General features: G+C 65.7%; 8 protein-coding genes. 4 read left to right on the top strand and 4 right to left on the bottom strand.

Annotated elements, in window-relative coordinates; all coding sequences use genetic code 11:
• The first annotated feature begins 14 nt into the window (after positions 1-14).
• Positions 15-323, top strand: coding sequence for a hypothetical protein (locus ACODTJ_RS22375; RefSeq protein WP_454657374.1), 309 nt, complete (start codon positions 15-17; stop codon positions 321-323).
• A 147-nt stretch (positions 324-470) separates the two neighbouring features.
• Here ACODTJ_RS22375 and ACODTJ_RS22370 read toward each other — a convergent pair whose 3' ends face one another.
• The 4 genes from ACODTJ_RS22370 to ACODTJ_RS22355 form a co-directional block, all read right to left on the bottom strand.
• Positions 471-1,748 carry an NAD(P)/FAD-dependent oxidoreductase gene (locus ACODTJ_RS22370; RefSeq protein ID WP_454657375.1) on the bottom strand — a complete coding sequence of 426 codons (1,278 nt, stop codon included), beginning with the start codon at positions 1,746-1,748 and terminating at the stop codon, positions 471-473.
• A 94-nt stretch (positions 1,749-1,842) separates the two neighbouring features.
• Positions 1,843-4,191, bottom strand: coding sequence for a molybdopterin guanine dinucleotide-containing S/N-oxide reductase (locus ACODTJ_RS22365; protein ID WP_454657376.1), 2,349 nt, complete (start codon positions 4,189-4,191; stop codon positions 1,843-1,845).
• 181 nt (positions 4,192-4,372) lie between these two features.
• On the bottom strand, positions 4,373-5,386 hold the full coding sequence (locus ACODTJ_RS22360) for an amino acid ABC transporter substrate-binding protein (RefSeq protein WP_454657377.1): 1,014 nt from the start codon (positions 5,384-5,386) through the stop codon (positions 4,373-4,375).
• Between the two features lie 103 nt (positions 5,387-5,489).
• The gene (locus ACODTJ_RS22355; protein ID WP_454657378.1) at positions 5,490-6,674 is read right to left on the bottom strand and encodes a MalY/PatB family protein; all 1,185 of its coding nucleotides are present in this window, start codon (positions 6,672-6,674) and stop codon (positions 5,490-5,492) included.
• A 548-nt stretch (positions 6,675-7,222) separates the two neighbouring features.
• Between ACODTJ_RS22355 and ACODTJ_RS22350 the strand changes: the two genes are divergently transcribed.
• The 3 genes from ACODTJ_RS22350 (at position 7,223) to ACODTJ_RS22340 (ending at position 10,900) form a co-directional block, all read left to right on the top strand.
• Positions 7,223-8,890, top strand: coding sequence for a peptide ABC transporter substrate-binding protein (locus ACODTJ_RS22350; RefSeq protein ID WP_454657379.1), 1,668 nt, complete (start codon positions 7,223-7,225; stop codon positions 8,888-8,890).
• Between the two features lie 106 nt (positions 8,891-8,996).
• Positions 8,997-9,950 (top strand): ABC transporter permease, encoded by a 954-nt coding sequence (locus tag ACODTJ_RS22345; RefSeq protein WP_488850096.1) that lies wholly within the window; start codon positions 8,997-8,999, stop codon positions 9,948-9,950.
• Positions 9,947-10,900 (top strand): ABC transporter permease, encoded by a 954-nt coding sequence (locus ACODTJ_RS22340; RefSeq protein ID WP_454657381.1) that lies wholly within the window; start codon positions 9,947-9,949, stop codon positions 10,898-10,900. Before ACODTJ_RS22345 ends, ACODTJ_RS22340 begins: the two co-directional genes overlap by 4 nt.
• Positions 10,901-11,229 lie beyond the last annotated feature (329 nt).

Here is an 11,229-nt window from a genome sequence, read left to right as displayed (position 1 = left end):
CTTCGCTCGCTGACATGACGGGCGCCCTGCGGCGCCGGCTCGCCCAATGGCGCGATGTTCCGCGCCTGATGCGCTCGCTCTGGCAGAGCAGCCCGCGGCTCTTCGTGGCTATCGCGGTGGTGCGCCTGCTGCGCGTGCTCCAGCCGCCGGCGATGCTCGGCCACCAACTCGTGACCAATCTCCTCACACAGCTCCAGAATGCGGTGACGCTGCTCGCGCTGGTCGCAGGGCTCGTGTTCTTCGTACCCTGGCTGATCGTGTTGCTATTGGCCGCCCTGCTGCCGACCCTGCTGGTCGAGGCGCATTTCGTAGCAGCACATTGAAGGGCGTTCTCCAGGAAACGCGCCGTCATTCCGGACGCGCCGCGGCAGCGGCGCCGATCCGGAATCCATCGAAGGGCACTGCGCTCCAGGATGGATCCCGGGTCAAGCCCGGGATGACGGCTTGGTTCCGCCGAGAATCGGAGAGCTTTACCGCCCGCGGATCAGGTCCGCAGCCTGATAGCTCCAATAGGTCATCTGAACTGCCGCCGTGCCGAAGGGGCCGCCGTTCCAGACCAGGCCGAAGGGCGCGAAGAGCTTGTAGCGGTCGCTGGCGCCGCGGATCGCCTCGGCGATGACGGTGCCACCGATCGCGGTGGTGTTCATGCCATGGCCGCCGAAGGCGGTGCAGTACCAGACGCCCGGCCGATACTGGCCGATCTGCGGCATGAGGTGGCGGGCATAGGACATGAGGCCCGACCAGGCAGCCTCGACCTTGAGCTCGGCCAGCTGCGGATAGGTCGTGACCATCTCGTGGCGCAGGATTGCGGCGACGTCGCTGGGCTCGGTCGTGCGCGTGGTAATGCGCCCGCCCCAGAGGATGCGCGAGCCGCCCTCGACCGTGCGGTAATAATCGCCCGCGCGCCGGTCGTCGCCGACGCCGGTGCTGATGCGGATCGCCGAACGGATCAGATCGGGTGCGGCCTCGGTCAGCAGCACATAGGTCGCGATCGGGATATAGGCGCGGCGCAGCGCCGGCAGCACATCGCCGGTATAGCCGCCGGTCGTGAACAGCACCTGATCGGCCTCGATCGTCGCCTTGGCCGTCTTCAACCGCTTCACCGCGCCATCGAGTTCGCAGGAGATGACCGGCGAGCCCTCATGGATCTTGCCGCCCAATCGAACGATCTCGCGGGCCAGCGCACGGGCATAGTTCAGCGGATGGAAATGGAAGGAATCGTCGGCCGTGAGCGAGGCGTGGTATTTCGGCGAATTCAGAAGGGCTCGGGTCTCGTCGCGACCGAGATAGCGCAGCTTGCGGCCGAAGCGCTTCTCCTGCGTGTCACGCACCGCCTGGAGCCCGGCGCCACCGTCATAGCGGACGACCTTCATGATGCCGGGCGACGGCGCGGCCTCGGCGATGGCGAGGCTTTCAATGTTGCCGCGAACGATCTCCACGCCTTCCATCGTCAGGCGATAGAGTTCGTCGGCCTGCTCGCGGCCGGTCTGGCGCTCGATCGCGGAAAGGGAGGTCGCATAGCCCGGGCTGACGAAGCCGCCGTTGCGGCCCGACGCGCCCCAGGCGACGCGCTGCGCCTCCAGCAGCAGGACCGAGCGACCGGCACGGGCGAGATCGAGCGCGGCGGTGAGGCCGGCGAGGCCGCCGCCGACGATGCAGATATCCGTCTTCAGCGTGCCTTCGGCCGGCGGATAGCTCTCTTCGGTCGCAAGCGTGCGGCGGTAATAGGTGTCGATATAGGAGGACATGCGGTCTCGCGAAGGCAGGCGGCGGGTTGTTTTCGTTGTCGGCTCGCGCGATCCGCCACCGGCTTTCCCGGCTGCGGATCGCAGGTGTCGAGGCTTATTCGGCGGCTTGCGCCGTGCGCGAGCCCGGCGGATCGAAGGCCTGGATCGGCGGCAGGTTGCCGTCGAAGCGGGCGACCTGAACCGTGGTGAGCTGGCCGGTGCAACCCTGCGCCAAAGCCGAGGTGCCGATGTCGCGGGTCAGCACGTTCGGATTGCCGTGGACGCAGAGCGGCTTGTCCTCGGTCGGGTCGACGGGGTCGTACCAGGCGCCGGTCGGGAGCTGGATCACGCCCTTGCGGATGCCGTCGGTGACATGGACGGCCGCGAGGCAGGCGCCGCGCTCGTTCGAGAGCCGGATGATGTCGCCATCGGCGATGCCGCGGAGCGCCGCATCGTCCGGATGCATATGCGCGACCTCGCGGCCGCGATGCTTGGCGTCGCTGCTATGGCCGCCGAAATCGAACTGGCTGTGCAGGCGGGTCCGCGGCTGGTTGGCGACGAGCACGTAAGGGTTGGTCTCGTCCGGCACATTACTCGCACCGAGCCACGTCGGGTGACCGGGGCAATCGGCCTCGCCGAAGCCGGCGATGGTCTCCGAGAAGATTTCGAGCTTGCCTGATGGCGTCGGCAGCGGGGCAGCCACCGGATCGGCCCGGAAGGCGCGCAGCTTGCCGCCATCGTCCGGCTGCTGCGGCAGGTCGAAGCCCTCGCCCGCCCAGAACTCGGCGAAACTCGGTGCCGGTAGGCCCTTCGCCGCCAGCGCCGTGCGGGTCGGCTCGTAAAGATGCTCCAGCCATTGCCGGGCGGTGCGGCCCTCGGTGAAGGCCTCGCCCGTGCCGAGCCGCTCGGCCAGATCGGCGAAGATCGAATAGTCGTCGCGCGCCTCGCCATAGGGCGCGACCACCGGATGCATCGGCACCAGCAGCGGGTCGTTGGGATTGCCGCCGATATCCTCGCGCTCCAGCGTCATCGTGCAGGGCAGCACGATATCGGCGTGGCGGGCCGTCGCGGTCCAGGCGAGCTCGTGCACGACCAGCGTGTCGATCCGGGCGAAGGCCTGACGCAGGCGGTTCAGGTCCTGATGGTGGTGGAACGGGTTGCCGCCGGCCCAGTAGACCAGCTTGATCTCGGGATAGGTCCGGGTCTGGCCGTTATAGCGATAGGTCGTGCCCGGGTTGAGCAGCATGTCGGAGATGCGCGCGACCGGGATATAATCGCTGATCGGGTTCTTGCCTTGCGAGAAGGTCGGCATCGGCACGGCATTGTAGCGCCGGCCGTAATAGGCGATGGCGCCGAGGCCGTAGCCATAGCCGCCCCCGGGCAAGCCGATCTGGCCGAGCGCAGCGGAGAGCACCAGGCCCATCCAGACCGGCTGCTCGCCATGGGTGGCGCGCTGCAGGGCGTGGGCCACGACGATGAGCGCGCGCTTGCCGTGGAGACGCTTCGCCAGCGCGACGATCTCCTCGGCCGACAAGCCGGCGATCGGGGCGGCCCAGGCCGCGTCCTTGGGCTGACCGTCAGTCTCGCCGAGCAGATAGCGCTCGAAGACCGGCCAGCCGACCGTGTAGCGGTCGAGGAAGGCGCGGTCGTGCAGACCGTTGATCACGAGCGTGTGGACCAGGGCCATCATCAGCGCGGTGTCGCTGCCCGGCTTGTTGGCGATCCAGTCGGCGCCAGCCCCCGGAGGCAGGTCGCCGCGCAGCGGGCTCACCAGCACGAACTCGCAGCCGCGCTCCTGCGCCCGCTCCATCGCGCCGCGCTCGACATGGCGGCTGGTGCCGCCGCCGGCGACCATGCTGTTCTTCAGCGCCATGCCGCCGAAGGCGAGCACGATCTCACTGTGATCGGCGATCTGCTCCCAGGAGACGTTGCGCTTCACCAGGTCCTCGTAGTCGCCGATGATATGCGGCACGAGGACGGAGGAGGCGCCCGAGGAATAGCTGTTGACCGACTTCACATAGCCGCCGGTCGAGGTGTTGAGGAAGCGGTGAATCTGGCTCTGCGCATGATGGAAGCGGCCTGCGCTCGCCCAGCCATAGGAGCCGCCGAAGATCGCGCCGGGGCCGTAGTCGTCGCGCACGCGGCGCAATTCGCCGGCGAGCTTGTCGAGCACCGCCGACCAGGACATCGGCACATATTCGTCGCGGCCGCGACGGTCGTCGGGACCGGGCCCGTTCTCCAGCCAGCCGCGCCGGACCATCGGTTGAGCGATGCGGGCGCGATGGCGTAGCGCCGCCGGGAAGTTCTGGATGATCTCGTTGGGATCGGGATCGCCCTCATACGGGCGGACTTCGAGCTGGCCTTGCTTCATGCGTGCCGAGAACACGCCCCAGTGGGAGGTATGCGGGCGAAACGCCTCGCTCTCGGTCACAGCTTCGCTTGCCGGAACGACTGGAGCCGCCATCGCCTTCCCCCTCACCTTTCGGGCTTGAACAGCCTCCCCCCTCATTCCGCTGGTCCGCGGCCGATCGCAAGGGGCTTTCGCGGATTGCCGGCAAGCGCCGCACGCTTGGCCGAAAGCAGAAAGGCCCGGCTGCAGGGAGCAGCCGGGCCTTTCTCATGCCATTATCCGGATCGCGCCGCGCTCAGCGGATCGGCGCCGCGTATTGCAGGCCGCCATTGGTCCAGAGCGCGTTCTGGCCGCGGGCGATCTTCAGCAGCGAGCCCTGACCGAGGTTGCGCTCGAACATCTCGCCGTAATTGCCGGCCACCTTGATGGCGTTATAGGCCCAGTCGTTCTTGAGGCCGAGCGCCTCGCCGAAGGTGCCTTCCTTGCCGAGCAGGCGCTTGATCTCGGGATTGTCCGACTTCGCGCGCATCTCGTCGACATTCGCCTGGGTCACGCCGAGTTCCTCAGCCGTGACCTGGGCGAAATGGACCCAGGTGACGATGTCGAACCACTGGTCGTCGCCATGGCGGGTGACGTAGCCGAGCGGCTCCTTCGAGATCGTCTCCGGCAGGACGATGTGATCGGCCGGTGCCTTGAAGCGCATGCGCTCGGAATAGAGGCCGGAGGCGTCCGTGGTGAAAGCGTCGCAACGGCCGCTCTCATAGGCCTCGGTCGCCTCGTTGTTGGTGGCGAAGGTCACCGGCTCGAACTTCATGTTGTTCTTGCGGAAATAATCCGCGGTGTTGAGCTCGGTCGTGGTGCCCTGCTGGATGCAGATCGAGGCGCCGCTGAGCTCCTTCGCCGATTTGATGTTCAGCGACTTCTTCACCATGAAGCCCTGGCCGTCATAGTAGTAGGTCGCGCGGAAATTCTGGCCGAGCGTCGTGTCGCGGCTCATGGTCCAGGTCGTGGTGGCAGCGATGAGGTCGGTCTCGCCCGACTGGAGCGCCGTGATCCGGTCCTTCGAGGGAAGCTGGATGAACTTCACCTTGGTCTGGTCGCCGAAGACGGCGGCGGCCAGCGCCCGGCAATAGTCCGCGTTGATGCCGGTCAGGACGCCGTTCGCGTCGGGAACCGCGAAGCCGGCGAGATTCGCTCCGGTCCCGCAGTTCAGGACGCCGCGCGACTGAATGGTCTTCAGGGTCTGAGCTTCCGCCGACACCGACACGGTGCAGACGACAGCAGCGGCAAGCGCCAGTGAAAACTTCATAGTTCCATCCCTAGGTGACAATAGAGCCGACGATGTTCCACGCAGCCCGGCTCCCGTCAATCGGCAGCGCGGGCCTTGTCCCTCCGGAATTGACCGTTCCCGCTTATTGCAGATCGGCGAAGGCGAGCTTCAGGCGCTCCACCGCCTCCGAAACGACATCGCGCGGCGTCGCCAGATTGAAGCGCAGGAAGCTCTCGCCACCCTTGCCGAAGGTCGGGCCGTGATTGATGGCGATCCGGGCCTGCTTCTCGACGCGGGCGGTGAATTCAGCCTGATCCATCCCCGTACCCGAAAAATCCGCCCAGGCGAGATAGGTCGATTCGAGCGGCATCGAACGCACGCCCGGAATCGCGTCGATCCCGGCATCGAAGAGGCGGCGGTTGCCGTCGAGATAGAGGTTCAGCGCATCGACCCAGGCCGCGCCCTCCGGGCTGTAGGCGGCGGTCGCCATGGCCATGCCGAAGGAATTCGGGGAGATGCCGAGCGCATCCATGCGCCCGCGGAAAAGCTCGCGCAGCCGGGTGTCGGGAATGATGACATTGCCGATATGGGCGCCGGCGATGTTGAAGGTCTTGGTGGTCGCCGTCATCATGACCAGGCGATCCATGATCTCGGGCGCCGCGACCGGCATCACCGTATGCTTGTGGCCGGGCATGACCAGGTCGTGATGGATCTCGTCGGAGACCAGGATGAGGTCATGGCGCTTGCAGAAGTCGGCGATTGCCCGCAACTCGTCGCGCGTCCAGACACGGCCGCCCGGATTGTGCGGCGAGCAGAGGATGAGCATGCGCTCCTTGCCGGTCATCGCGGCGTCCCAGGCGGGGATATCGAGAACGTAGCGCCCCTCTTCCAGCGCCAGCGGGCATTCGACGACACGGCGGCCAGACGCGGTCACGATGCGCGCGAAGGCATGATAGACCGGCGTCATCAGGACGACGCCGTCGCCGGGCTTGGTATAGGCCTCGACGCAGAGCGCGGTGCCGTTCACCAGGCCATGCGTGGTGAAGACGGAGTCGGGCGAAACCTCCCAGCCGTGCCGGTTCAGCATCCACCAGCGGATCGCGGCGAGATAGGCCCGGTCATCACCGAAATAGCCGTAGATGCCGTGGGCATTCATGCCGTCGAGGGCGTGCTGCACGCAGGCCGGCGGACGAAAATCCATATCCGCCACCCACATCGCGATGCCGCCATCGGCCGGCACGCCGTAGACGGTTTCCATCTTGTCCCATTTTGCCGAATGGGTGCCGCGGCGATCGATCCGCTCGTCGAAATTGGGAGAAAGCTGCATGAGGCCCTGCCGGCTGACACGGAGAATTTCCTTCTCCTAGCAGGTCTATCGGGAGAACACAGCCGCTGTCAGGCGCAATGCTGGAACACGACGGGCGCATTCGTCGCCCGCGCGGTGAGCGCCGAACGACGCAACTCGATGATCGCGGAGGGAAGGCTTGGGTGGCGCGCCAATCGGGATACAAGCGCGAACACTTATGTGCTTGAAATAGCCATGTGATTCAGTCTGCCGGAAGCCGAGACCGCCTCGTCTCGGCGCTGCCGGTCGTGGCCCTTGGGCGCGATCGGGAACGTTCGCTTTCAGGCTGTGAAGTTCCATTTACCTACGGCGACTGATTCTTCGCCCATTACCTTACGGCATCTCCGACGCGTGTTTCTTGGCTCGTTTCTAGGAGGCTGGCATTTCGTCGAGCTCCGACGGCGATTGCGTTGGATGAAGCGATGGCAATATCCTCCCGCCGGAAGCCGCGCCCGCAAGGCCGGCAGACGCGGTCCAGTGTCGCCGCTCGGCGACGCGGCGAAACCTAGAATGACACCGGAGGTGCTTTGATGAGTTTCAGGACGACACTGGCCGCATTGGGCGTTGCGGGCCTGATGATGGCCGCCGGGCCGGCGCAGGCCGCCAAGGATCAACTGACCATCGGCGTCGCGCAATTCCCCTCGACGCTCCACCCCAATATCGATGCCGAGGTGATCAAGGCCTATACGCTGGGCTTCGCCATCCGGAACATCACCGCCTTCGACAAGGACTGGAAGAACACCTGCCTGAGCTGCACCGAGCTTCCCAGCGTGAAGAACGGCACGGCCAAGATCATCGACCTGCCCAATGGCGGCAAGGGCATGGAGGTCACGATCAAGCTGAAGCCCGATCTGAAATGGGCCGACGGCAAACCGGTCACGACCAAGGACCTGGAATTCACCTGGCGCATCGGGCGCGACCCCAAGACCGGCTTCTCCAACCCCAAGCCCTGGACGCGGGCCGTCAACCTCGACGTGATCGACGCGACCACGGCGGTGCTCACCCTCGACAAGGTGCTGTCGTCCTACAACGAATGGGACCAGATCCTGCCCGAGCATATCGAGGGTCCCGTCTACGAGAAGGCCAAGGAGGCCGGCGACTACGTCAAGCAGACGACCTATTCCCGCAATCCGACCACGCCCGGCCTGTATAACGGCCCCTATATGGTGACCGGCTATATCTCCGGCTCGCAGGTCGTGCTCGAGCCCAATCCGCACTGGGCCGGCACCAAGCCCGGCTTCAAGCGCATCATCCTCAAGCTGATCGAGAACACCGCAGCCCTGCAGGCCAATCTCCTGTCGGGCGATGTCGACATGATCGGCGGCGAAGGCGTCGGCCTCTCGATCGACCAGGTCCTGGAGCTGCGCAAGCAACATCCCGATCGCTTCGAGTACCTGTTCAAGCCGAGCCTGAACTACGAGCATATCGACCTGCAGAACGGCAACCCGCTTCTCAAGGATGTGCGGGTCCGGCAGGCCCTGATCTACTCGGCCGATCGCAAGACCCTGACCGACCGCCTGTTCCAGGGTCTGCAACCGGTGGCCGACACCTGGGTCAATCCGCTCAATGCGAATTTCACCAAGGACACGCTGCACTACCCCTATGACCTCGCCAAGGCCAAGACCATCCTTGCGGAAGCGGGCTGGAAGCCCGGCCCGGACGGCATCTGCCGCGACGCTGCCGGCACGCGCCTGTCGCTGGAGTTCGGCACGACCGCGGGCAACCGTCTGCGCGAATTGCAGCAGGCCGTGCTGCAGAACAACTGGAAGGCCGCCTGCATCGAGGTCCGCATCAAGAACGAGCCGGCCCGGACCTTCTTCGGCGAGACCATGAAGAAGCGCAGCTATGGCGGGCTGGCCATGTACGCCTGGTCGAGCAGCGTGACGGAATCGCCGCGCCGGACGCTGGCGAGCGACAACATCCCGACCGAGGCCAACGCCTGGGGCGGCGCCAACTACATCAACTTCTCCAACCCGCGCATGGACGAGCTGATCACCAAGTCCGAATCGGCGCTCGATCCGGAGGAAGGCAAGGTGCTCTGGGCTGAGATGCAGAAGATCTACGCCCAGGAACTGCCGGTCATCCCGCTGTTCTTCCGCTCGGAGGCGCATGTCTATCCGAAGTGGCTGAAGGGCTACGAACCGACCGGGCACGGTCACTACGTCTCGATGTTCAGCGAGAACTGGCGCTCCGAGTGATCGGACAAGCTGCGAGCCCGAATGCGGCCGCGACGACCCGGCCGCTGGACGGGCAAGGCCTCACGCTGCGGCGCGCGGGAGCGCGCCGCGATAGGGAGTTGGGTTGATGGTGTCCTTCATCACCCGCCGGCTGCTGCAGACCTTCGTGGTGCTGCTCGTCATGTCGTTCGTGGTCTACGGGCTGATGGGGCTGATGCCCGGCGACCCCGTCGACATCATGGCCGCGAGCCAGCCCGGCATGACGCCGGAGGTCATGGCCAATCTCAGGGCGATCTATGGGCTCGATCAGCCGCTCATGGTTCGCTATGCGCGCTGGCTGATGGCGGTGCTGAGCGGCGATTTCGGCTTTTCGCGCACGCATGCGCGGCCCGTGCTGGAGGTTCTGACCCCGGCCCTGCTGCAAACCTGCAAGCTCATGCTGGCGAGCTTCACGCTCAGCGTCATCCTGTCGCTGATCCTGGGCATCGCCTCGGCGCTGAAGCCCGGCGGCTGGGTCGACAGTTTCGTCAGCCTGTTCGCCTTCGCCGGCATCTCGGTGCCGATCTTCTGGCTCGCCCTGGTGCTGATCCTGACCTTCGCGGTCGGGCTGCAATGGCTGCCGGCGAGCGGCATGGGTCAGGTCGGCAATTTCGGCTTCTGGGATCAGGTGCGGCATCTCACGCTGCCGGTCCTGGCGCTGACGCTGGCCAATACCGGCCAGTTCACCCGCTATGTCCGCGCCGCCATGATCGAGACGCTGCAGATGGATTTCGTCCGGACGGCACAGGCGAAGGGCGTCGGCAGCTGGCGCCTCATCCTGGTTCACGCGCTGCGCAACGCTCTGGTGCCATTCGTGACGATCATGGCGTTGAGCTTCGGCTCGCTGTTTTCCGGCGCCCTGGTCACCGAGACGATGTTCGCGCAGATGGGCATGGGCAAGATGATCTACGATTCCATCCTGTCCAACGACTTCAACCTCGCCTTGATCGGATTGCTGTTCGCGACGCTCACCACGCTGATGGCCAATCTTCTGGCCGATCTGGCCTATGTCGCCCTCGATCCGCGGATTCGACTGGAATGAGCACGCTGGACACGCCGATGGCGCCGAGCGAAGGCGGCAAGCCGCGCACTGCCGCGACGCAGACGATCTGGGCGCTGCGCTGGCGCCGATTCCGCGGACATCGCACCGGGGTCGCGAGCCTCGTCGTGCTCGCCCTGCTGGTCGCGTTCTGCCTGATGGCGGGGCCGCTCGAAGCCTGGCGGGGCATCGACGCGACGCAGACCGACCTGTTCAAGCGCTACCAGCCGATCTCCGCCGAGCACTGGCTCGGGACCGACGATGCCGGGCGCGACGTGCTGGCGAGGCTGATGTATGGCGGCCAGGTCTCGCTGCTGGTCGGTCTGCTGGCGACCCTCATCGGCGGCGTGTTCGGGGTCTCGCTGGGGCTGCTCGCCGGCTATTATGGCGGCCGTCTCGACAACGCGCTGATGCGCCTGACCGACGGCATGATCGCCCTGCCGCTGCTGCCGCTGCTGATCGTGCTCGGCGCGATCGATCTGACCAAGCTCGGCTTCTCCACCGAGGCCGCCCATTCGCAATCGATCGCCTTCTGGCGGATCATCCTGATCATCGCTCTGGTCGACTGGACGCCAATCGCCCGGATCGTCCGGGCCGCAAGCCTCTCCGTCAAGGAGCGCGACTACGTCAGCGCGGCACGCGGCAGCGGCGCGAACGCGCTCTACATCATGGCGCGGCATATCCTGCCCAACACGATCACCCCGATCATCGTCGCCTTCACCCTGACCGTCGGGCGCGTCATCCTGTTCGAGTCGGTGTTGAGCTTTCTCGGCTTCGGCATCGTGCCGCCGACGCCGAGCTGGGGCAACATGCTCAACAATGCCCAGGAGCTCGTGACAACCGCGCCGGCGCTGGCGATCTATCCGGGTCTCCTGATCTTCATCACGGTGATCGCCGTCAATTTCCTCGGCGACGCCATGCAGCACGCCTTCGATCCGCGTTCGGAGAAATAGCGCGGGCGCTCATACGCACGCCGCAAAGCCAAGCGGGATCGCCACCGTCGATTTCAGCTCCTCCGTGAGGAATAGAGGAGACGCCGATGACGCTGCGCCTGGTCTTGTAGGCAGGACCGCCTCGGCGAGGTCGCGCTTTCAGCGCGAAGGCCGATGCTTCATGCAGGTGATCGCCATTGCCCGACCCGCTCAGTACCAAATCGACGTACAAGCGCGGCAGCTCTAAGCCCATGAAAGGACAAGAGTTCTAGCTTTCAAGCGTTTGAAGGAGCGATGGCGCGGTCTACGGGACCCCTCTGGCCCGTTTTTGGACCTCTAACGAACCCGTT

Source organism: Allobosea sp. FG18 (genome assembly GCF_057809495.1).
The sequence above is the reverse complement of the archived record's forward strand: the minus strand, read 5'-3'. Positions and strand labels throughout refer to the sequence as shown.

Bases quoted from the DNA above. Each gene is read 5' to 3' on its own strand.
- ACODTJ_RS22340 (WP_454657381.1), top strand. From the start codon at position 9,947: ATGAGCACGCTGGACACGCCGATGGCGCCGAGCGAAGGCGGCAAGCCG.
- ACODTJ_RS22345 (WP_488850096.1), top strand. From the start codon at position 8,997: ATGGTGTCCTTCATCACCCGCCGGCTGCTGCAGACCTTCGTGGTGCTG.
- ACODTJ_RS22350 (WP_454657379.1), top strand. From the start codon at position 7,223: ATGAGTTTCAGGACGACACTGGCCGCATTGGGCGTTGCGGGCCTGATG.
- ACODTJ_RS22360 (WP_454657377.1), bottom strand. From the start codon at position 5,386: ATGAAGTTTTCACTGGCGCTTGCCGCTGCTGTCGTCTGCACCGTGTCG.
- ACODTJ_RS22365 (WP_454657376.1), bottom strand. From the start codon at position 4,191: ATGGCGGCTCCAGTCGTTCCGGCAAGCGAAGCTGTGACCGAGAGCGAG.
- ACODTJ_RS22355 (WP_454657378.1), bottom strand. From the start codon at position 6,674: ATGCAGCTTTCTCCCAATTTCGACGAGCGGATCGATCGCCGCGGCACC.
- ACODTJ_RS22370 (WP_454657375.1), bottom strand. From the start codon at position 1,748: ATGTCCTCCTATATCGACACCTATTACCGCCGCACGCTTGCGACCGAA.
- ACODTJ_RS22375 (WP_454657374.1), top strand. From the start codon at position 15: ATGACGGGCGCCCTGCGGCGCCGGCTCGCCCAATGGCGCGATGTTCCG.